Origin of the sequence: Psychromonas sp. (genome assembly GCF_047632955.1) — a bacterium.
Lineage (GTDB): Bacteria > Pseudomonadota > Gammaproteobacteria > Enterobacterales > Psychromonadaceae > Psychromonas.
On record NZ_JBLIED010000024.1, the window covers coordinates 29,739 to 53,176 of the forward strand.

General features: G+C 41.1%; 12 protein-coding genes and 2 pseudogenes. 12 read left to right on the top strand and 2 right to left on the bottom strand.

The genetic code is table 11. The features are described from left to right. Positions 1 to 60: 60 nt before the first annotated feature. On the bottom strand, positions 61 to 2,334 hold the full coding sequence (gene nrdA, locus ACJAZP_RS13725; RefSeq protein WP_415231308.1) for a class 1a ribonucleoside-diphosphate reductase subunit alpha: 2,274 nt from the start codon (positions 2,332 to 2,334) through the stop codon (positions 61 to 63). Positions 2,335 to 2,949: 615 nt separating this feature from the next. Here nrdA and ACJAZP_RS13730 point away from each other — a divergent pair. Beyond that, positions 2,950 to 3,144, top strand: a complete 195-nt coding sequence (locus ACJAZP_RS13730) for a hypothetical protein (protein WP_415231309.1) — start codon at positions 2,950 to 2,952, stop codon at positions 3,142 to 3,144. Between the two features lie 76 nt (positions 3,145 to 3,220). Here ACJAZP_RS13730 and ubiG read toward each other — a convergent pair whose 3' ends face one another. Then, positions 3,221 to 3,946 carry a bifunctional 2-polyprenyl-6-hydroxyphenol methylase/3-demethylubiquinol 3-O-methyltransferase UbiG gene (ubiG, locus tag ACJAZP_RS13735; RefSeq protein ID WP_415231310.1) on the bottom strand — a complete coding sequence of 242 codons (726 nt, stop codon included), beginning with the start codon at positions 3,944 to 3,946 and terminating at the stop codon, positions 3,221 to 3,223. A 383-nt stretch (positions 3,947 to 4,329) separates the two neighbouring features. On the opposite strand from ubiG, the gene gyrA reads away from it, so the two are divergent. From gyrA to ACJAZP_RS13790, 11 genes and pseudogenes are all read left to right on the top strand, one after another. After that, positions 4,330 to 7,086, top strand: a complete 2,757-nt coding sequence (gene gyrA, locus ACJAZP_RS13740; RefSeq protein WP_415231311.1) for a DNA topoisomerase (ATP-hydrolyzing) subunit A — start codon at positions 4,330 to 4,332, stop codon at positions 7,084 to 7,086. Positions 7,087 to 7,252: 166 nt separating this feature from the next. Next, positions 7,253 to 8,341 (top strand): 3-phosphoserine/phosphohydroxythreonine transaminase, encoded by a 1,089-nt coding sequence (gene serC / locus ACJAZP_RS13745; RefSeq protein WP_415231312.1) that lies wholly within the window; start codon positions 7,253 to 7,255, stop codon positions 8,339 to 8,341. 114 nt (positions 8,342 to 8,455) lie between these two features. Beyond that, positions 8,456 to 9,562, top strand: coding sequence for a histidinol-phosphate transaminase (hisC, locus tag ACJAZP_RS13750; RefSeq protein ID WP_415231313.1), 1,107 nt, complete (start codon positions 8,456 to 8,458; stop codon positions 9,560 to 9,562). Between the two features lie 14 nt (positions 9,563 to 9,576). Next, complete coding sequence (gene aroA / locus ACJAZP_RS13755; protein WP_415231314.1) at positions 9,577 to 10,863, top strand: 3-phosphoshikimate 1-carboxyvinyltransferase; 1,287 nt, start codon at positions 9,577 to 9,579, stop codon at positions 10,861 to 10,863. A 1,057-nt stretch (positions 10,864 to 11,920) separates the two neighbouring features. Then, a pseudogene (locus ACJAZP_RS13760) lies at positions 11,921 to 12,217 on the top strand (hypothetical protein); the annotation flags it as partial. Between the two features lie 71 nt (positions 12,218 to 12,288). Next, a complete protein-coding gene (locus ACJAZP_RS13765) occupies positions 12,289 to 12,576 on the top strand; it encodes an ATP-binding cassette domain-containing protein (RefSeq protein ID WP_415231320.1) in 288 nt (95 codons plus the stop codon). Positions 12,577 to 12,742: 166 nt separating this feature from the next. Continuing rightward, complete coding sequence (locus ACJAZP_RS13770; RefSeq protein ID WP_415231315.1) at positions 12,743 to 13,252, top strand: hypothetical protein; 510 nt, start codon at positions 12,743 to 12,745, stop codon at positions 13,250 to 13,252. A gap of 240 nt (positions 13,253 to 13,492) precedes the next feature. Then, positions 13,493 to 19,177, top strand: a complete 5,685-nt coding sequence (locus tag ACJAZP_RS13775; RefSeq protein ID WP_415231316.1) for a putative Ig domain-containing protein — start codon at positions 13,493 to 13,495, stop codon at positions 19,175 to 19,177. Between the two features lie 104 nt (positions 19,178 to 19,281). After that, positions 19,282 to 22,218, top strand: a complete 2,937-nt coding sequence (locus tag ACJAZP_RS13780; protein WP_415231317.1) for a transglutaminase domain-containing protein — start codon at positions 19,282 to 19,284, stop codon at positions 22,216 to 22,218. A 12-nt stretch (positions 22,219 to 22,230) separates the two neighbouring features. Further along, positions 22,231 to 22,743 carry a hypothetical protein gene (locus tag ACJAZP_RS13785; protein WP_415231318.1) on the top strand — a complete coding sequence of 171 codons (513 nt, stop codon included), beginning with the start codon at positions 22,231 to 22,233 and terminating at the stop codon, positions 22,741 to 22,743. A gap of 174 nt (positions 22,744 to 22,917) precedes the next feature. After that, a pseudogene (locus ACJAZP_RS13790) lies at positions 22,918 to 23,438 on the top strand (alpha-amylase family glycosyl hydrolase); the annotation flags it as partial.

Consider the following 23,438-nt stretch of genomic DNA (forward strand, 5'->3'; position numbering starts at 1 on the left):
ACCAACAGAATGCTCAGCTTATATTAGTAAGTGAGCACTCTTTTTTGTCATCATAACTAATTATATCTTACATGCACCGCCTGCACAGTCATCGGCTTCATCGATGACGTTTTCATCGTCCGCACCGTCGCGGGTATTGTGGTAATACAATGTCTTAACACCCATTTTATAAGCGACTAGCAAGTCTTTTAAAAGGTGAGTCATGGGCACGCGACCATCAGTAAAACGTTTTGGATCGTAGTTAGTATTGGCTGAAATTGCTTGGTCGACGAATTTTTGCATTATGCCAACCAATTCAAGATAGCCCTGGTTATTTGGAATGTTCCACAACAGCTCATAGTTTTGTTTATATTTTTCATATTCAGGCACTACCTGTTTCAAAATACCATCTTTACTGGCTTTAACGCTGACAAAACCGCGTGGTGGTTCAATGCCGTTAGTTGCGTTAGATATTTGGCTGGATGTTTCCGAGGGCATTAATGCCGATAAGGTAGAATTGCGTAAACCGTGTTTGACAATGTCAGTGCGCAGGGTTTCCCAATCGAGGTGATATTCTTCATCACAAATATTATCCAGCGATTTTTTATAGGTATCAAGGGGTAAGATACCCTGTGAGTAACGTGTTTCGTTAAATTTAGGGCAGGCACCACGCTCGATAGCCAGTTTATTGGAGGCTTTCAGAAGGTAATATTGAATAGCTTCAAAGGTTTTATGGGTCAGATTGTTGGCGCTGCCATCTGAGTATTTAACCCCGTTTTTAGCCAAATAATAAGCGTAGTTGATAACGCCTATGCCCAGTGTTCGACGTGCCATACTGCTGTTTTCAGCAGCTTTTATCGGGTAATCCTGGTAATCCAGTAAATTATCTAATGCGCGTACAGCCAGTTCAGAAAGCTCTTCCAGTTCATCAAGTGAATCAATCGCGCCTAAATTAAGGGCTGATAAGGTACACAGGGCAATCTCACCCTCCTCATCCATGATGTGCTGCAAGGGTTTAGTCGGCAGAGCAATTTCAAGGCATAAGTTACTTTGGCGAATCGGAGCAACCTTACTGTCAAAGGGACTGTGGGTATTACAGTGATCGACATTTTGAATATAAATTCGGCCGGTGCTGGCGCGCTCCTGCATCAACAAAGAGAACAACTCAACGGCGGGAATGCTTTTTTGACGAATATCCGGATCCGCTTCGTACAATTTATACAAGCGCTCGAATTCATCTTGATCTTCAAAAAAAGCATCGTATAAACCGGGTACATCGGAAGGACTGAACAGGGCGATATTTTGTTTGTCGATCAGGCGTTGGTAGAATAAACGGCTTAGTTGTACTCCGTAGTCGAGATGACGTATACGGTTGGAGTCAATACCCCGATTATTTTTTAAAACCAATAAAGATTCAACTTCCAAATGCCAGACAGGGTAAAAAACCGTTGCTGCACCACCGCGAACGCCACCCTGAGAACAAGATTTCACCGCAGTTTGGAAGTGTTTATAAAATGGAATACAACCCGTATGGAAGGCTTCACCACCTCGAATAGCACTGCCGAGTGCGCGTATACGACCTGCATTAATGCCGATCCCGGCGCGTTGTGAAACATATTTAACAATCGCGCTGGATGTTGCGTTGATCGAATCAAGGCTATCACCCGCTTCAATTAATACGCATGAACTAAATTGACGAGTAGGGGTACGTACCCCCGCCATAATAGGCGTGGGTAATGAAATTTTAAATTGCGAAGTTGCATCATAAAAACGTTTTATATAAGACAAACGTATGGCCGGTTCATAATCGGAAAACAGACATGCTGCTACCATCAGGTAAAGAAACTGGGCACTTTCATAAATATCACCGGTGACACGATTTTGAATGAGGTATTTACCTTCAAGCTGTTTCACCGCGGCATAGGAGAAATTTAAATCACGGCCATGGTCGATAAATGTTTCCATCTCTTCGAATTCTTGCTTGCTATAGTCTTCAAGGAGATGCGTATCGTACTTGCCTTTAGAGCACATTTTACTGACGTGTTCAAATACACTTGGCGGTGTAAAACGTTGATAAGCTTTTTTGCGCAGGTGGAATACCGCAAGATGTGCCGCTAAATATTGGTAATCTGGCGATTCTTCTGAAATAAGATCAGCGGCCGCTTTAATAATCGTCTCATGTATATCATCGGTACGGATACCATCATAAAACTGAATATGTGAATTTAATTCAACCTGAGAGACCGAAACATTTTTTAAGCCTTCGGCCGCCCAAGTGATCACACGGTGAATCTTATCAAGATCAATGTGTTCTCTTTTGCCATTTCGTTTTGTAACAAATAGGTTTTTGTTCATTCAGAATACCTTATATCTAGCGACAACTGTGTTACTTAACATGCAGTTTTTTAATAGTGTTACGCATTGGTCAAAAACACAACATATTGTGTTTGATAGCGAGAGGTGACACAAGATAAAGACTTTTTAGTTTTTTTTCAAGCAAATGTTTTCAGCTTTACAGTGGATAAAATTGTGGATAACTAGCGCATAAAAAAGCAGGTTAGTAATAACTAACAAATAGCTTAAGGAAGGGGCTGAGATGGGTAAAATGCAACCTTTATTTTAAATTATAAATAGTCATAATATCGATAAATATAATGATCAATAAAATATTAATAACGTCGGTTCTGTTACTGTATGTGCATTTTATGTCGTTTAGACACAGCCAGATTTATGGTTTTGTATGTGCAATCTCGTTATTTACAATAAACTTGGAAAAGCCTTGGAGAGCTTTGGGTTAAATTGACTTAGATCATTAGACCACAATAAAAGAAAGGTTATTTGTTGTTTAATGGCAGGTTAATGATCCCTTAACCTTTAAATTGACTAAATTCAAAAGGAACAGGTTATTAATAAATGCCATTGTTATTAATACTGTTTAAATTTTTAAAGTCATATTGTGGGGGACAGATTATGAAATTGCATATGGAAGATAAGTGTTACACGGATATCTGTTTGTGTGGAAAGTGGTTTCATCATGATCATGGTGGTACCAGCGCGTATATGTTAGGTTCCCGTGAAATTTTTGAGTTCGGCAAGATGCCAACAACGGATGAAGAACTGAAAGCATGTTTAGAGCCGATTGCGAAAAGTAAGATGGAGGCTTAATAAGGCGAATAGATTGACAGAGAAGCCGTGGATTTATGCTTCTCTGCTGATCTGAGCCTGTAAATTATAAATACAGTTATAGGGCTTTGGTACACCTTAACATGTAATTGACATTGACATTTTCAGTAATAACAAAGCTGCCCTGAACGGGACTAAATTCAACACCGCATAAATTTTCACAGTTTAATGTGGTGCTATCTATAGCGCTTAATAACTGTGAAGGGCGGATAAATTTTTCATATTCGTGGGTGCCTTTAGGGACCCATTTCAATAAATGCTCGGCCCCGACAATCATCATTAAATACGCCTTGAAGGTTTTATTAATAGTAGAGAAATAAGCCGTACCACCGGGTTTGAGCAGATCGCAGCAAGCCTGCACAATAGAGGCGGGGTTCGGTACGTGCTCTAACATCTCCATGCAAGTCACCAGATCAAACTCACCCGGATGTTGTGCTGCAAATTCTTCGGCGGTTATTTTTTGATACTGTACTTTTGTTTGTGTCTCTAAAGCGTGCAGTTTGGCTATTTGTAACGAAGCATGCGCCATATCGATACCCGTGACGTGCGCTCCCTGTATTGCCATGCTTTCGCTGAGAATACCGCCACCGCAGCCAATATCTACAACCGACTTGGCAAATAATCCTTCAACGCCGCGCTCTATGTAAGCTAAGCGTGTTGGATTAAGCATATGTAATGGTTTGAAGTCACCTTCTAAATCCCACCATTGTTCAGCCATTGCTGAGAATTTTTCAATTTCTTTTGGATCAACATTGTTTAAAGTTGTACTTGTATTGACTGACATGAATCTTTACCCGGTTTTTGCAGATGCGACATTATAACCAGTAATAAAGATAAAACAATTCAGCTCAGTCCTCCAAGCGCCTGGATAAAATATTTAAAAATCACTGCCGGGCAAATATTTTTCAGCGCAGCTGTGCTGAAAACATCAACAGGGTGGCTAAATCGTTAAGATTAACTAAGCACAGGCGCTTTAGGTAAATAGCGAGTTGTACAAAAAAACAGCATAAAGGCTGTGCTGCTGCTTATTTGCGCCGTAGATTGATTGTCAGGGATTATTAAGTGAAAAATGCCGCTGAATTTATCTCTTCAGCAATAATATGTGTTAGAATGCGCAACTCACAAAAATTCAATCGATATACTAATCAAACAAGGATCTTGGCCTCTATGAGCGAATTTGTATCAGACGTTTCTCCGATCAACATTGAAGATGAATTAAAGACTTCTTATCTTGAATATGCGATGAGCGTAATTGTCGGGCGTGCTTTGCCCGACGTACGCGACGGTCTTAAACCTGTTCACCGCCGTGTTTTATTTGCCATGAACGTATTGCGTAATGACTGGAATAAACCTTACAAAAAATCAGCACGTATTGTTGGTGATGTAATAGGTAAATATCACCCGCACGGTGATACCGCAGTATACGATACGATAGTACGTATGGCGCAAGATTTCTCTCTTCGTTATATGCTCGTCGACGGCCAGGGTAACTTTGGTTCAGTCGATGGTGATAGCGCGGCGGCAATGCGTTATACGGAAATTCGTATGCAGAAACTGGCGCACGAACTATTAGCTGATTTGGATAAAGAAACCGTTGATTTTGTCCCTAACTACGACGGCACAGAGTTTATTCCTGAAGTCATGCCCACAAAAATTCCTAATCTGTTAATTAACGGATCTTCAGGTATTGCGGTCGGTATGGCAACCAATATTCCACCTCATAATTTAGGTGAAGTGATCGATGGTTGTTTAGCACTGATTGAAGATGCTGACATTACGATTAATGAATTAATCGAATATATTCCCGGACCTGATTTCCCGACTTCAGGCATTATAAATGGCCGCAAGGGTATTGTAGACGCTTACCACACCGGTCGTGGCAAAATAAAAGTACGCGCAAAAGCGGATATTGAAGTTAATGAAAAAACCGGTCGGGAAACGATCGTGGTGCATGAACTTCCTTATCAGGTTAATAAAGCGCGTTTAATAGAAAAAATTGCTGAATTCGTAAAAGATAAAAAAATAGAAGGTATCAGCGCGTTACGTGATGAGTCCGATAAAGACGGCATGCGCATGGTGGTTGAAGTTAAACGTGGCGAAGTGGGAGAGGTTGTTTTAAATAATCTTTACGCACAAACCCAAATGCAGGTTACCTTTGGTATTAATGCCGTGGCGCTTGACCATGGTCAACCAAAACTGTTTAACCTCAAAGAGATGCTCGAAGCCTTTATCTTACACCGACGTGAAGTAGTCACGCGCCGTACTGTCTTTGAGCTGAAGAAAGCGCGCGAACGTGCACATATACTTGAAGGTTTGGCTATTTCACTGGCAAATATCGAACCGATCATTGCATTGATTCGCCATTCTGCGACACCAGGCGAGGCTAAAATCGCCTTACAAGCGCAGGGGTGGAGTTTAGGTCATGTTTCGGCAATGCTTGAAGCTTCAGGTGTTGATGCGGCACGTCCCGATGGTTTAGCCGTTGAATTTGGTGTCCGTGACAACCAATACTTTATGACTGAAATACAAGCGCAGGCTATTCTTGATTTACGTTTACAAAAACTAACCGGTCTTGAACACGAAAAAATATTAACTGAATATAAAGAGCTGCTTGATATTATCGCGGCATTATTATTTATTCTGGAGAACCCCGAACGTTTGATGGAAGTCATCCGTGAAGAGTTAGAAGAGATTAAAGCCAACTTTGCAGATCCCCGTCGTACTGAAATTACCGCCAGTGAAACCGATTTGAGCATAGAAGATTTGATCTCTGAAGAAGATGTGGTGGTCACACTTTCCCATGAAGGTTATGTTAAATATCAGGTTTTAACCGATTACGAAGCACAGCGTCGTGGTGGCAAAGGCAAAGCGGCGACTAAGATGAAAGATGAAGACTTCATCGACAAACTGTTAGTTGCAAGTACCCATGATACGATTTTATGTTTCTCCACCCGCGGCCGTTTATATTGGCTGAAAGTATTCCAATTGCCGTTAGCTTCACGTCAGGCGCGTGGTCGTCCTATTGTTAATATTCTACCCCTTGAAGAGGGCGAGCGTATTACCGCAATTTTACCTGTGCGTGATTACGCCGATGATAAATTTGTGTTTATGGCAACCGCAAACGGAACAGTGAAGAAAACCGCACTAAGTGCTTACAGTCGTCCGCGTAACAGTGGTCTGATTGCAATCAATCTTAATGAAGATAATGAGTTAATCGGCGTTGGTATTACCGACGGCAGCAATGAAATCATGATTTTCTCCGATGCCGGTAAAGTTGTGCGCTTTAAAGAAGCGGAAGAAAGTGCCGTAGTAGATGAAAATGGTGCACCGGTACTAGATGAACAGGGTAATCCTGAAATCAAGTTCAAAGGTGTTCGGGCAATGGGCCGCACAGCAACGGGCGTTCGTGGTATTAAATTAAAAGAGGGCGAAAAAGTCGTGTCCTTGATTATTCCAAACGAAACCGGGCATATATTAACCACTACTGAAAATGGTTACGGTAAACGTACTCCGCTTGCAGACTACACGTCTAAGAGCCGTGCAACCCAGGGTGTTATCTCCATTAAAGTAAGCGAGCGTAACGGTAAAGTGGTTGGCGCTGTTCAAGTTGATGTAAACGATGAGATCATGCTGATCACTAACCGCGGAACCTTAGTACGTACCCGCGTAAGTGAAGTGTCAGTGGTCGGGCGTAATACTCAGGGCGTGACTTTAATCCGCACCGCAGAAGACGAGAAAATCGTTGCTCTGCAGCGCATCGAGGAAGTTAAAGATCTGCCCGTTTACGAAGAAGACGAAGTCATTGGCGGTGAAACTGCTGCGTTAGACTCTGATACTTCAGCTGACCAAGAAGGCGAGGTCATTGACAGTGAAGCCGCTGCCTTAGACTCTGAAACTTCGGTTGATCAACCAGACGAAGTATAAGCATAAATTTAGAGGTTAAAAAAACGGCTTCTGCCGTTTTTTTTGTTTTTACAGAAGAATAATCTCAATGGAGATTAACTAGCGGTTTATTCATTTCACAATTAATGCTAGTTTTACTACCCTAAATAATTCAATTCACCCATAGATATCCTAAAGAAGAAAACAGATGAGTAAAATATTTAATTTCTGCGCAGGTCCGGCTATGTTACCCGAAGCCGTTATGCAAAAAGCACAAGAAGAGTTCTGTAACTGGCAAGGGCAGGGGGTTTCCGTGATGGAGATCAGCCACCGCAGCCCGGAATATATCGAAATGGCACAACAAGCGGAGCAAGACCTGCGTGATTTGTTGGCTGTGCCTGATAATTATAAAGTGCTTTTTTGTCATGGCGGCGGACGCGGGCAATTTTCTGCGGTACCGTTAAATCTGCTGGGTGATAAATTGAATGTGGATTATTTGATCACCGGGCAATGGTCAAAATCAGCGGTTGATGAAGCGAAAAAACACGCTCGTGTTACGGAAACAAATATTCTCGACAAAACAGCCGATGGCAAAATAACAGTTAAACCTTCAGCTGACTGGAAAGTAAATGCAGGGGCCGCCTATGTGCATTATTGCCCCAATGAAACCATAGAAGGTATTGAAATTTTTGAAATACCTGAAACCGGTGTCGTACCACTGATTGCCGATATGAGTTCAACGATTTTGTCCCGTCCGATTGATGTGTCTAAATTCGGTCTTATTTACGCCGGCGCACAAAAAAATATCGGCCCGTCGGGTTTAGCCATCGTCATTGTACGTGAAGATTTAATCGGCAAAGCGCGCAAAGTTATCCCGTCTATTTTTGATTATAAAGTGCAGGCGGACGCCGGATCAATGTTCAATACACCACCCACTTACGCATGGTATCTTGCGGGCCTCGTTTTTAAGTGGTTAAAAGAGCAGGGTGGAATAATCGAAATAGAAAAGAAAAATATAGCCAAAGCCGCGTTACTTTATGACTTTATCGACAACTCTACATTCTATTCTAATAACGTTGATATATCCGTGCGCAGCCGTATGAATATTCCCTTTCAACTTGTCAATGAAAGCTTAAATGCGCTTTTCCTGAAAGAGTCTAAACAGGCCAACCTGCTGACCCTCAAAGGTCACAGACTAGTCGGCGGAATGCGTGCCAGTATCTATAATGCGATGCCCATTGAAGGTGTTCAGGCGTTAGTTGATTTCATGGCAAGATTTGAAGCTGACTATGCGTAAAATGGGTTAATAACTCGCAATAAAACAGGCCCCACGACGCGGATTTTAGTATTCTCAAGTGGAGTGGGGCCCGATTATTTACTACCTATTGTCAGTAGATCTTAAGGATGAAAAATGAGCTGTGATTTTTTAAAGCTTGCGAATGCGGGCGTACAAAAACTGCACCCCTACCAAGCCGGTAAACCAATGTCTGAATTAGAACGTGAACTCGGCATCACTGATATTGTCAAACTTGCTTCCAATGAAAACCCCTTAGGACTCAGTGAAAAAGTAAAAGCTGCACTGCAAAGTGAACTTGCTGAGTTAACCCGTTATCCCGATGCCAACGGTTTTAACCTTAAACAGGCTCTTAGCTATAAATATCAGGTCGAATTAAATCAGGTTACCCTTGGCAACGGCTCCAATGATTTACTGGAATTGGTTGCGCGGGCATTTGTCAGCACGACAAATGAAGTGATCTTTGCGCAGTATGCTTTTATCGTTTATCCGATAGTGACCCAGGCTATTGGCGCCAAAGCGGTGGTTGTGCCGGCCAAGGATTACGGTCATGATTTAGAGGCAATGGCAGCTGCTGTTACTGATAAAACCAAACTTATTTTTATTGCCAATCCTAACAACCCCACGGGTACATTTTTAGAAGCGGATCAAATTAGATCTTTTCTGAGCAAGGTACCTGCGCATGTATTAGTGGTATTGGATGAAGCTTATTTTGAATATGCAGCGGCGGAGCGGCGCGGTAATGCTATCGCATTGATTAACGACTTCCCAAATCTAATTGTTTCCCGAACCTTTTCAAAAGCCTACGGCCTTGCCGGATTACGAGTGGGTTACAGCATTTCAAATCCGCAAATTGCCGATATTCTTAACCGTGTCCGCCAACCCTTTAACTGTAATGCCTTAGCGCTTAAGGCCGCAGAAACCGTTTTACAAGACCAAGAATATTTGCAGAAAGGTATTGAATTAAACAATGCGGGTATGGCAGACCTGAGTGCATTTTTTAGCGAAAAGGGCCTTGAATATATTCATTCAATGGGTAACTTTATCACGGTCAATGTCGGAAAATCGGGTGATGAGGTTTATCAACAGTTATTACATGAAGGCGTCATTGTACGCCCGATAACGGGCTACGGCTTAAGTGAGCATTTGCGTATCAGTATCGGTACGGAAGCTGAAAACCAACGCTTTAAACAAGCCCTGACTCGTGTCTTAAACCTGCAATAAGAGAAACAGATATAATGGAACAGTTATTATTAAACCCGATCAAAAAAGTAGATGGTGAGATTAATTTACCCGGCTCAAAAAGTCTTTCTAATCGCGCGCTTTTACTGGCCGCTTTAGCAAAAGGCACAACCACACTGACTAACCTTCTAGACAGTGATGACATTCGCCATATGTTAAACGCATTAAAAAAATTGGGGGTCAATTATCAGCTTTCAAATGATAAAAAACAGTGCGTTGTTGAAGGATTAGGGCGGGCATTTAATACTGCAGAAGCAGGTCAACTGGAGCTTTTCTTAGGCAATGCCGGCACTGCGATGCGCCCTTTATGTGCCGCTTTGTGCTTAGGTCAGGGTGAATATGTACTGACGGGTGAAGCGCGCATGTTTGAGCGTCCCATCGGCAGTTTAGTGGATGCATTAAAGCAGGCCGGTGCTCAGGTGAGTTACCTTGGCAATGACAATTATCCGCCACTGAAAATTAAAGGGACGGGGCTTAAGGGCGGAAAAATTAAAATCGACGGCAGTGTTTCCAGTCAGTTTTTAACCGCTTTTTTAATGGCCGCACCCATGGCAAGCGAAGATACTGAAATTGAAATAGTCGGTGAACTGGTTTCTAAACCTTATATTAAAATCACCCTGCAAATTATGCAGGATTTTGGCATTGAGGTTGATAATCAAAACTTTGAACGTTTTATTATTAAAGCAAACCAAACCTATAGCGCAGCCGGAAATTATTTAGTGGAAGGAGACGCTTCATCGGCTTCCTATTTTTTAGCGGCAGGGGCGATCGGCGGAGGCTGTATTAAGGTGACCGGTATAGGTAAAAACTCCGTTCAGGGTGATATCCAGTTTGCCGATGCCTTGGAAGCAATGGGGGCAAAAATAGAATGGGGCGATGATTATATCAAAGCCAGTAAAGGTCAGTTAAAAGCCATTGATATGGACTTGAATCACATTCCCGATGCCGCAATGACTCTTGCGGTTGCCGCACTCTTTGCCACGGGCACAACTAAAATCCGCAACGTCTATAACTGGCGGGTTAAAGAGACTGACCGTTTATATGCAATGGCGACAGAGCTGCGTAAAGTCGGCGCAACCGTTGTTGAAGGGCATGATTTTATTGAGGTCACAGCACCTGAAAAATTAACCCATGCCGAAATTGATACCTATGATGATCACCGTATAGCGATGTGTTTTTCATTGGTTGCCTTGGGTAATACAGCCGTGACAATTAACGATCCTAAATGTACCTCAAAAACATTTCCAGATTATTTTGATAAACTAGCTTCAGTGAGCTGTTGATCACTGCCGCTTACTAAAAATAACGCCTGTATTACAAGGCGTTATTTTTTTGTACGCTTCTGTCACTTGACCTATTTCTCTTTTATATCTTCGTTCAGTGAAATCCCATTAAAAATATCAGGACAGCACTAGACTTATATTCGTTAGTTGCTATTGATCTGTCTGAATCCAGTGAGGCGGTGATCAGTCAAGCGTTTGCTTTAGCGCGTGATAGCCAGGCAAAGCTTTCATTTATCCCTGTTGACGCTTTCTATATTAATAATGAAAGTATTCTTGTTTATATTGAACGGCAGATTCAACCTTGAAGTGCATAACCATTAAGCAGCCATAGCTACCATATATTCAGATATTAATCAGTCAGCTTGATTATCCGATTACAAACAGTGTTGTTTTAATGTAAATGAATACCACCATAATAGCTTCATTTTCACGCCCTTATTTCAGTTGTGTGTATAAAATATATTCTAGGATTGAACCTGAATCGTAGAAACTTTCTATATGATTATTAGCACTTACGTTTTTATTTTTTAGATAAAAAACAAGATCCTACCCTGTTGCTGTCCACCTTGAGTTTGCACTTCCCTTTCTTATTATTTGCATGTTTGTGCACTTTTCTTCCTTATTTCTTCCTTATTTCTTCCTTATTTCTTGCGCAATGTCGCACAATCTTGCATCTTTCCTCCTTATTCATTGCACAAGACCGCGTAATCTTGCACCATCCGATTTCGGATTTAAATGTCATTGAACTATCAAATCTAAAGGCTACTTTATTAAGTGGTATTTTGTAAGTTAGTCGTTTTTATAGGAATGAAAGCGTCTTGGTACATATCTCGATTTTCGTACCTATATTGTATAAGTATATGATATTAAATAATTTTTATTTTTAACTTGCGAATCTGGTATATAAAGTATTTTTTATTTTTTAATTGGTAAATCAAGTGTAAAAAATAACTTAATTAACTCATTTTATTACACGTTGTGCAGAATGTCGGATATATTAAAAGGATTTATTTTGAACACAGGAAGTGTTAATCCAGCCGCGTTAAGGTGCTGCGATATGTTGTTGCAGCTTAACGGTATTAAGCTGCTGCCTATAAAATTTGATGCGGGCTATAAAAAGCTCTCGCAATATCTAAAGCAGTTGTCTAAGCAATACGGGTTGCATCTTAAACAGTCCACTATCAAGTGGAAAAAACTCAGTGCCGATAAACTGCCGCTGAGCTTTGAAACGGTGGACGGCGATCATATCGTATTGGCCAAAATGGCTGACGATAAAGTCTTAATTCAACGCGCCGACAAAACCTCACCGGAAGTCATATCTGTCGACGAGCTTGAGGTGCTATGGTCAAGTAAAGTCATCTTTATTCCGGAACGGTATCGGACAACATTCGTCAGTATTGCCCACAAGCCAATGATCAACAGGTTATCAATACCACTAAACTCGCTGGTGCGCATCAATTTATTGAGCAACTTGCGCAGGGTTATAACACCCAAATCGGCGAGTGCGGTGGCAATCTGTCGGACGGTCAGAAACAGCGTTTGGCCTTAGCGCGCGCACTCATCACCAATCCCCAAATACTGGTCTTCGATGAAGCCAACAGTGCGCTGGATTATGAATCGGAAGCCGCGATTATTAGTCGATTACCGGAAATAACCAAAGGGAGAAACGGTAATAAGCATTGCACATCGTTTAAATACGATTCGTCATTGTGACCGTATTTTTGTGATTGAGAAAGGACAGTTGGTTGAGTCGGGAAATCATCAAACATTAATTGAGGAAAAAGCAAAATATGCAAGGTTATGGGCGAGTCAGGTGGGGTAGTAATAACAAGTGTTGGGCTGTATTAATATTTATTGAAATTAATAGGAGATGTAAACAATGAGCTGGGGAAAAAATAAGGCTAATTTAAAACAGGTGATGTTATTTCTCCTGAAAGCACCTAGCAAATTTGTTATTTCTGCTCTTTTATTAAGAGCCTGGCTTTTTGTGGGGCTGTCTATAGTCCTAACTATTATTATCGACTACATTGGATCGCCTCCCCCCATATTCAAAATTAACTTGTCAGATCGGTACGTTGATAAAACGGGCGTACAACGAGTAGCTAAAAGCAAAATGCATTATATCAACCTAAGAGTAAGTGAAGATAATAATGAATTTTATTTTGCGGGTATTTATCGGAATAAAGTTGATTTTCTTAATAATTTGATTGGAGAAACTATGACTATTTGCTTTTATGCAAACCGACAATGCCTTATTTATTTTAATCAGTATTTAGAAATTATCTATCAAGATCAAAGGGTGATGAATAATTATGAGGAACGCCGTTTAAATCAGTTGAATCGATTACAATACTCAAAAAATTATTTTGGTCAACTTTCTGTTGGTTAGTGTTAATACCCTTAACTTTAACCATTTACATTTTAAAAAAACATTAAAAAAGGATAAACGGAGCCAATGGGTGAACCGACTGGTACCTGAAATTCCAATACCGAATAAAAGTCAAAAAAAAGATTTAAAAATCACGCCGTAAAATACATATTGTTGGCAGGGTGTTGATGTTTTTGTGCTTTATGTCATTTTGTTATTTTATTAAAAAATTAGATGGAATTTTATTTTTAGGAGACATGGATGTTGCGGTATAAAAGAATAAAGTCACAAATAAAGGTTATATTACCTTTATTATTAGTTATATGGAGTCAAGGGGGTCTAGCTAGCTCTCATGATAATGAGTTAAAAAAAGATCGTTACTCTTATTTTAGTGACTCCAAAAAGCATAAAGCTAATGGTAAGTACGCTGATGAAGAAGATCACTCTGATTGCTCAGATCCAAAAAATAACAAAGAACACAGTAAACACGATCATAAAGAGCATCACTCTGATTGCTCAGATTCAAAAAAACACAAAGAGCACAGTAAACACGATTATAAAGAGCATTACTCTGATTGCTCAGATTACAAAAAACACGGTTCAGATGGTCATAAGAGCCACCATCAAGATCATAAAAAACATTGCGAAGATCAAAATGAAAGCCCAGAAATTATTTCTAATGCAATACAAACGGGACGAAAAGGAGAGCAATACCTGTATCAAGTGGTCGCTACAGATGCTGATTCAACTGAGCTGAGCTACTCCTTAAAGCAGGCGCCAAACGGCATGACAATTACCCCTGAAACAGGGATAATTAGCTGGGTTGCTAATAATGATTATTACAATCAGAGTATTGAGCCGCTGAAATTTTGCGAGCAGAGCACTGATGATAAAACCCAAAAAATAACTTTTAGTGATTTTTCTGATTTATCAGCACTGACCCTCAACGGCGATACTGCTAACTTAAATCCAGTGAATACAAATGTTCTTCGCCTTACTGATGATCTGAGGCAAAGCGGAAGTGCATTTATTACAGAGCCGCTACTATTGAGTGAATCTTCTGCTTTCAAAGCTTCCTTTAGCTCTGCTTTTAGCTTTCAAATTAGTGATCCTCAGGGACTCAGTGATTCAGATGGACAAGGTGGCGATGGTTTTGTTTTTGTTATACAGACCCAAGATGATGAAATCGAATCGGTGACTGGTGGCATGGGTTATCAAGGTATTAAACAAAGTATCGGTATTGAATTTGATACCTGGGCGAATAAAGGCCAGGACGGCTACAAAGGTAAAGGTCATTTACACCATCACGGAAAAGGCCATTCAAAAGACAATAACGGTAATCATATTGGCTTAAATATCAACGGCTCTGTTATTTCAACAAAACAGGTGAATTTACCTAACCGCCTAAATGATGGCAATATTTGGTTTGTTTGGATCGATTATTCTGGGGTTTCAGAGTTATTAGAGGTGCGTCTAGCTTTTGAAAATATCCGTCCAGCGCAGGCAACGTTAAGTTACTCACTAGATCTATCAAGCATCATACAAACAGATAATGCTTATGTAGGTTTCACTTCCGAGACAAACGCTTCATCGAATATTCATGACATTCTTAATTGGCAGTTTATCAATACATATTCTCCGATTGGTGATGTACCCGATCTCGTTGCGCATAATCTACAGCTGCATGAAATAAACGGTCAGTATCAATTTCAAGCACAGTTAACCAACCGCAGTAAACCCTTACTTGATACTGAATTGCAGTCTGGTTTTTTCTCGGCCGATCCAACTCAAAATGGACTTTTACTGGATGAAATGGTTATTAATAACCTGGCCACAGGTGAAACGACTCAGGTTAACTGGCCTGTTTCTGATATTAGTTTACTCACGGATGATATCTATCTTTGGGCAGATAACCGTGAGAAAGTATTTGAATGTAATGAGCAAAATAATATTACACGAAGCGCATTCGTTTGGGTGAAAGTAGCAGATGATAAAGGAGCTGAAGATCAACAGTTGTTTGCTATCTCGTTAAAAGACGAAAATAATCCTCCTCGTATTACTAGCCAACCAGTAAACAATGCAGCTTTAGGTCTAGCATACACTTATAAAGTTGCTGCAATTGATGCCGATTTAGGTGACATACTCAGCTATCGTTTACTAGATGCACCAGATACGATGGAGATTAATGAAAATAGTGGTGAAATCAGTTGGACAACTTTTATTGCAGGTGATTTTTCAGTCACAGTTGAAGTGATCGACCTTGTTGGATCGACCGACAGACAAACTTATCCAATTGTTGTGCATCTGTTAAATAATTTACCACCTGAAATTATTTCTCAACCAGTTGTTCAAGCAACAGAAGAGCTGACTTATCTCTATCACGCAATAGCGGAAGATCTAAATCCAAATGATCAGTTAACTTATTCACTCGAATTGGGTCCAGAAGGGATGGGAATTGATCCTAAAGCGGGCACGATTAGCTGGACCCCAACAGATGATTACATTAACGGTATCACTCAAGTAAATAATCAATGTTATTTAAAATCAGAGGGAAATACTATTCGCTCTGTTGGTGATGCCGAAGTGCTCGTGGTTATTGATGTTTCAGGTTCAATGGGCGGAGAGACTCGCTGGGTTGGTGGTATGGCTGTTGCATTGGAAGAAAAGCTAAAAGCAGCTGGTGTTGGCTCTAATGATACAAATAAATATGGTCTAGTTAACTACTCTAGCTATGGGCCAAGGAATACTCTTGTTAAGGGCGGGAAGTTTGGAAGCGCTCAAGAGTTTGATGCTGCTTCGGCCTCTTTAGGTCTATACGGTGGTACAGAAGATGGTTGGCAAGCAATTCACTTTACTCTTAATGATTACCCCAAAGCTGAAAAAGCCGCCAGAAATATTATATTGGTAACCGATGAAGATAGGGATAATCGTGACAGTAACATCACATATGCTTCTATTTTGCAGGAGCTAGATGGACAGGCCGCACTACTTAATTCTGTCGTTAATGCACGTTTTAAATGTGTAGATGGTACTTCTGCATTAGGCATGAACAGCGAGCATGTTGGTTATGTTGCAGATGGACAAGGCGGTTATACGCTTTGCGAAAATGCTTCAGCCTATTCTGGATCTGGAAATACTATTGCACATTATGTACAAATGGCGATGGAAAATGGCGGAGCAGCTTGGGATCTAAACTATCTGCGTAGTGGCGGTCATTACGCGGAGTCTTTCTCTAAAGCGCTTATCGATATCAAAGTAAAAGAGATTATTGAACAATTACCTCCCGCAATTGCACCCGATCTTATGGTTAGCAAACTTGGCTTAGTAAAATCTGATGATGGCTATCATGTCCAATTAAAACTGCTGAATCGTGGTTTAGCCGATGTTAAAACAGAAAGTAATATTACGGTTTACAGTGGTGATCCTGCCATTGATGGTATAGAGATTGTGCGTTTTACTGTGCCTGAAATGCTTATAGGGCAGCAGGAGTTGTTGGATGCTTTAGTCAATGAATCATTACTTAATCAAGATCTCTATGCACAAATAGAGGCGACCGATGAGGCAAGTGAATGTGAAACGGCTAATAACATAACACATTCAGCATTAGTTAAATTGAAAGTGACAGATACTGGCGCGCTATATGATACCCAGCTATATATTGTTTCCGCTGATGATATTAATGTTGAACCGCAAATCACCAGTCAGGCGAATACGCTTGCCAGAGTAAATGAAAGCTATCAATACCAAGTCACAGCCAACGATCTAGATATTGGCGATGGCCTTACGTTTAGTCTGATTGAAGATAAAGCACAAGGTTATCAAATTCCGGAAGGTCTAGTGATAGATGATTTCACTGGATTGATATCTTGGACAGCAACGATTGAGCAGCAGGCAGAAAGCTACGTAATTGCAGCAAAAGTCACCGATCTACGTGGAGGAGAAGATATTCAACTGTTTGAACTTGAAGTTTCTGCAGAAGCGGTGCGCCTGTTCAGTCCGGGTGAACAGTCTAACTACTCTGGTGATCCTGTTGAATTGCAGCTGATTGTTAACCACGCACCAACAGCACAGTTGTCATACCAAGCAACCGGTCTACCCGATGGTTTAAGCATTAACAGTGATGGTTTTATCTCAGGCGTTTCTACCATTGAAGGCGAGTACCAAGTCAATCTCACTGTCACTGATACCACTCACTACAGTAATTCTCAGGTTGATTTTGTATGGCATATTACTGCCGAGCAAAATATTGCGCCAGAGATAACGTCCGTCCCGAATCAGCTGGTATTGTTAAATAGTCTCTGGAGTTATCAGGTCATTGCAAAAGATCAAAATCAAGACACATTAACATTTGCACTGCTAAAAGGTCCGCAAGGAATGATCCATCAAGACAATGGCTTAATTGAGTGGACACCTAGCATCAACCAGATGGGACAACATGCGGTTGAAATAACTGTGAGTGATGGTGCATTTACGCAAATTCAACACTTTGTAGTTAAAGTGCCACAAGGTAATTTAGATAACTACCCGCCTGTCGTTAATAGTCAACCAAGCTTAAGCGTAGAGACAGAGCAACAATACCGTTATCAACTTCAAGCAAGCGATCCCGATGGCGATGCGCTGACCATTACTCTCGACAAAGCACCTGCAGGTATGCTGATTGATAGCCAAAACATAATAACTTGGGATCCCACAAAGGCGCAACTGGGTAGTCATCCGGTTGAAATAACTATCAATGATGGCAGCTATACCGTTAAGCAAAGTTTTACGGTTACAGTATTACTGCCTGCTGAAGACAATAATAATCCGCTAGTCACTAGTCAGCCTGCCGGGCTTGCGATTGTTGATAAAGCTTATCGCTATCAAGTCGTTGTAAGCGATGCTGACGGCGATAATTTACATATCTCGCTAGATCAAGGGCCAGTAGGTATGGTGATAGATGAGCAACATCTGGTCAGTTGGACTCCAACATCTGCAGATATTGGGGAGCACAGCGTTGTTATTCAAATAACCGATGGCAAGGTATTGTTAAACCAAAGTTATACCCTAAAAGTGGCTGAAGCGAACAGTGTCAATCATGCGCCAACATTCACTTCATTACCAAGCAGTGAACAGAGTACGTTAGCTGTCGGGCGTGAGCTGAGTTTTGCTATTAATGCCAGCGATCCGGATGGTGATCAACTGACCTTTAGCATTGAAGTGACAGGCGATAATCCGATCGGCCTAGATATTGATGCGCAAACGGGGTTACTAACTGCCTTTCCCTTTGCCGATGATCAAATAACGAGCTACCCGTATAAAGTCACTGTTGATGATGGCAACGGGGGAGCGTCTTTCTTTAATTATCAATTAACGGTATTAGCGACGGGCAGCAACAACCATGCTCCGCAGTTTATTAGCCAGCCAATCACGATTGTGCAAGTAGGTGATATATATCAGTATCAGCTGCAAGCGAGCGACAGTGACGGTGATGCCATCAGCTATAGCCTGCGACCAAGCCCGCTACATATTGATAATAATGGCCTGCTTAATTGGCAGTCTTTAAGCAACGATATCGGCAGCCACGAAATAGAGGTTAGTGCCACAGATATCTATGGGGCCACCGTATTACAGACGTTCACTATTTATGTGCTTGGGGCTGGAGATAATGCGCCAGTGATTACCTCGACAGCAATAACAGAGCTGCGCTTAGAGCAAGGTGAATACCATTATCAAGTACAAGCCAGTGATGTCGATGGACAAGCCGTAACCTTCCAATTACTGCAATCACCACAAGGGATGAGCCTCGATAGCATTAGTGGTGGGATCAGTTGGCTAGCGGATGAAACGCAACTAGGCAGTCATACGGTTGAAGTGCGCGCGGCTGACATTGATGGTCATTCATCTGAGCAACGCTTTGAGTTACTAGTGAGCAACAGCGGCCCTTGGAATCGCAGAATGTGCCGCTAAAAAATAGCAGATAAAAAATAATTCGTTCCCATGTTTATTATGGAAACACATATTTTAAACACATTCCCTTGTTAAACAGGGAATGCATAAGATAGAGACTGAATATGAATAATTACTCATTATTATCCACAATACGTCACGCTAGTCGTTTTATGTTGACGATCAGCTGTTTGATGATTATCAGCTACTGTTTTGTATTTTACTCGCCTTCGGCGCATGCCATGGTCGATGCCAATAAACGTACAAATCCAAGCAGTGAAACGCTATTATTAACGCAAGTGAGTGAAAATAATAAGCTCCTAGCGCAAGGGATCACGGCTTTAAATAAGGAGCTGAGCAAAGAGAAACCATCGCAAAAACGTTTAAATCATATTCAAGCTTATATAGCTAAAAAGCATGACAATCTCAGTGAGCAGCAAACACAAGTTGAAATGCTACTTTCCGAACAATTGGCGCATCTTAAAGAGAAAAAAACAGATAAAAAACTGTTCTCTGCCGGGCAAAAGCAAACAGCTAAGATCAATGATCAGTATCAACTTTTACTTGATGATCTTACGCAGCTGCAGGGCTTTAAAAGTGCCAACGAATTAATCGCTAAAAAAGCATTTGTCGCCAACCTCGATAGCAAACTTACCCGTATTAACCGTCAAGCCCCAACTCATAGCTATGATAATGATAACTTGCCCTTTGGTCCGAACAGCAATCAACAAACAGAAGCGGTGCTCACTCAAGAAGCGCTTGAACTTAAATTAAATGATGGTCAGCCGATACTGCAAGCAAGATCAATGCTCGCCTCGGTTGATCTTGACTTGCCAAGTGATGCCGACTTAGCCGCCAGTGTCGATGCACAACTAACTGATGCAATCAAACAAAAAGCGATCGAGTTAGATAGCAATCCATTAACTATCTATAACTGGGTATACAATAATATACGTTACCTCCCAAGCCATGGCTCAATGCAAGGGGCAGATTACACCCTGCTCAGCGGACAAGGTAACGCCATTGATAGTGCAAGTTTATTAGTTGCACTGCTGCGTTCCACTGCCACACCTGCTCGTTATGTTTATGGCTCGGTCAGTTTATCGCCAGAGCAACTACAAAACTGGGTCGGTGGTGTTGATAACTGGGAAGCTACTGCTAACCTGCTTGGCCAAGGTGGCATTCCCGTAACGCAAGTATTTAACCAAAATGGACAAATAGCGCATATCGCCATTGAGCATGCCTGGGTAGAAGCTTGGATAGACAATAAATGGGTGAGTTTAGATCCCTCTTTCAAGCAGTATCAATACACAGAGCGCATGCAACTTGAACAAGCCGTGCCTTTTAATGCCAGTTCATTGCAAGATATGCTCACTAACGGTAGCGAGTCCAACGAATCAGAAGGTTGGGTGCGTGGTATTGATCAAGAGGCGATAAGCAATCAACTCACACAATATCAAGCCAAGCTTGAAGAGTTTATGAGTATCAATCATCCATCAGCCACACTCGCAGAGGTATTAGGATCGCAAAAGATTATTCAAACAGAGGCAGATACCTTACCAACTACATTACCCTATATCGTTATCCATGCTGAAAAAAGTGTCAGCACACTGCCTGATAGTCTGCGTCTAAAATATAAATTTAACTTGTTGGATGAATATGGTACTAACTTGATAAGCTATGAGGCATCAGGCCCGGAGGTGGCAGGTAAACGCCATGCGCTTTCTTATAAACCGGCAACGGAATCCGATCAGCAACGATTACTCGATTATTTACCCGAAGAGATAAACTCGGCAGCCGATCTGCCCGGCTCGTTACCGATTAATCTCATTAATTTAACACCAGAATGGGTTGTTGAAGGGCAAACGATTAAGAGTGCAAGCGCTGTTGGTTTAGGTGTCGAGCTTAAAGTGCAGCAAGGTTTTTATCTGCCCGGAAGAGGTTGGGAGATGGGCTTAACCAGCCCAACTAATGCCGGCGCTTATCAGGCAGTGGGTATTGATCTGCAGGGAATTGCGCCGAAACAGCTGCAGGCTTTACAAGCTGAATTAGAGGAAACCAAAGGAAAACTCGAAGCTGAAGATTTTGAAAATATTGATAGCCATGATTTAACCGGAAATATCCTTCAGACGGGTGTGCTAAGTTATTTTGCTATGACCTATGCGCAAGATAAATTAGCCGCACAAGTCGCCGATAGTGTCAGTTATCGCCAACCCTCTTATGGTACTTTTGGCATTGCAGGTAGCGTCAGTTACTGGTTTGGACTGCCAAGAAATATCGCCTTTACCGGCGTGGTCATGGATATTGATAACTTGGCTTTTTCCAGCGAAGTAAAAAGTAACTGCCATGGAGATTGGGTCGCATTAAACAAAGCCAGCGGTGTGCGCGCCAGTGCCTATGAGCATATTATCCCTGAGATAATGTTTAATACTGATCCCGCTAATCCTGTGGAAGGGATTTCTGCGGTAAAAGCATTAACTGTCGCAGCGCAGCAAAATCAAAAAATATATACTTTAGATCTTGGTAAAATAGATCAACTGGCCAATATCAGTATCGATAGTGCGGCTAAAAATGAGATCCGTAATGCGCTTTACCAAGGTAAAACCGTCACAGTACATGAAAAACCTATTACCCATTTTGGCTGGACAGGTAGCGGTTATATTGTTACCGACAATGATACGGGTGCGGGGGCTTATAAGATTAGTGGGGGGAGTAATGGGGGGTTTTTAAACACTATTAATAGTTACCCGCTCATATGGGCTGCCCTTAGTTTTGCAGTAGCGTTCATTCCTTTCATTGGCCCAATATTAGCAATTGGCGCAGGAATTTTGTCTATAGCAGCTAGTTTTCAAGATTTTGAACAAAAATTAAATGGCAGTAGCGTCGGTTGCTTGATTGGAGGGGGGGCTGCATTAATCTCATTTGGAGTCATACTTTTAGTTATAGGTGCATTTGCTTCCCTTTTAGCTGTTGCGATTGCTTTTTCAATCGGAGCGTTTCTAATCGACAGTGCTATAAAAGCTGTATTTACTGAAAAAACGTGTCTTGCAATATCTAATTAGGAGTTAATCGTAATGTTCATAAAAAAATTAAAACGGATAATTCCTTCTGATGAAACTAATTTAATACTAACAGCATTAATATTTTTTTTGCTGGGTTTATACTTGGTAAAAAAGAGATATTCTTGGATTAACTCTACCGTATATTTATTTGCAATAGTTGCAAGTATATCGCTATTAACAAGTGTTGTATTAGAAATGGAACATTATGATTCAGCAAAACTATTTTTATTTTGGAATTTCATTACGTATCTTATGCTAATGGCTTTAATACTCCCTGAAACAGTAAAATATAGAACAAAGAGGTTATCTCCAAGCATAAAAGCATTATTTGCTTTTATGCTTAGAACTTGTGTGATTATATTAACTTCAGCAGTGGCTTTGATCTCTTTCTTTTACATGCCTTTTTCTTACTTGAATTTAATTGGGTTCACCATTCCTGTTTCTCTATTTACAATTTTAATGATGTATACTTATTTCCGCTCACGAAAAGTATTTAAGGGAGCTTTCTATATCCAAGATAAATAATTAATTATTAGGAAAAGCAGGAAAAATACTCTGGGCCACCCATTAGTTAGTTCCAGTCATGGTAAATGATGGTAAATGAGACTGGTAAATGAAGACAGCCATACCTTTTTGACGGATCATAATTTTATACCTACTATATAACCAGTGTTTTTACATACAGCTATAGAGGTAGAGATGACACAATCACGTTCTACATTAATTTCACTGGTTGATACGCCTTATTACCACTGCATTTCTCGTTGCGTTCGCCGCGCTTTTTTGTGTGGCGAAGATAAATACAGCGGTCAAAGTTTCTCACATCGTCGCCAATGGATGGTTGATCGCATTCGCCAACTGAGCAATATTTTTGCGATTAATGTGTGCGCCTATTCCATTATGTCTAATCACTATCACCTTGTTTTACATGCCAATGAAGCCGAAGTAGAGGCTTGCTCGGATGAGGATATTTGTGTTCGTTGGTATCAACTTTATTCCGGCTCCGAGATTGTATCTCGTTGGCGCAAGGGAGAGTTAACAAATGAAGCTGAAATTGACATAGCGCTTGAAGTTATTGCTAAATGGCGACATCGATTAATTGATATTTCTTGGTTTATGCGCTCGTTAAATGAATTTATCGCGCGTAAAGCCAATGTCGAAGATAATTGCACAGGCCGCTTTTGGGAAGGGCGTTTTAAGTCACAAGCTTTGCTTGATGA

Excerpts from the sequence above, each read along its gene's own strand:
- hisC (WP_415231313.1), top strand. The coding sequence starts at position 8,456 with ATGAGCTGTGATTTTTTAAAGCTTGCGAATGCGGGCGTACAAAAACTG.
- ACJAZP_RS13730 (WP_415231309.1), top strand. The coding sequence starts at position 2,950 with ATGAAATTGCATATGGAAGATAAGTGTTACACGGATATCTGTTTGTGT.
- ACJAZP_RS13785 (WP_415231318.1), top strand. The coding sequence starts at position 22,231 with ATGTTCATAAAAAAATTAAAACGGATAATTCCTTCTGATGAAACTAAT.
- aroA (WP_415231314.1), top strand. The coding sequence starts at position 9,577 with ATGGAACAGTTATTATTAAACCCGATCAAAAAAGTAGATGGTGAGATT.
- ACJAZP_RS13780 (WP_415231317.1), top strand. The coding sequence starts at position 19,282 with ATGAATAATTACTCATTATTATCCACAATACGTCACGCTAGTCGTTTT.
- ubiG (WP_415231310.1), bottom strand. The coding sequence starts at position 3,946 with ATGTCAGTCAATACAAGTACAACTTTAAACAATGTTGATCCAAAAGAA.
- serC (WP_415231312.1), top strand. The coding sequence starts at position 7,253 with ATGAGTAAAATATTTAATTTCTGCGCAGGTCCGGCTATGTTACCCGAA.
- nrdA (WP_415231308.1), bottom strand. The coding sequence starts at position 2,334 with ATGAACAAAAACCTATTTGTTACAAAACGAAATGGCAAAAGAGAACAC.
- gyrA (WP_415231311.1), top strand. The coding sequence starts at position 4,330 with ATGAGCGAATTTGTATCAGACGTTTCTCCGATCAACATTGAAGATGAA.
- ACJAZP_RS13770 (WP_415231315.1), top strand. The coding sequence starts at position 12,743 with ATGAGCTGGGGAAAAAATAAGGCTAATTTAAAACAGGTGATGTTATTT.
- ACJAZP_RS13775 (WP_415231316.1), top strand. The coding sequence starts at position 13,493 with ATGTTGCGGTATAAAAGAATAAAGTCACAAATAAAGGTTATATTACCT.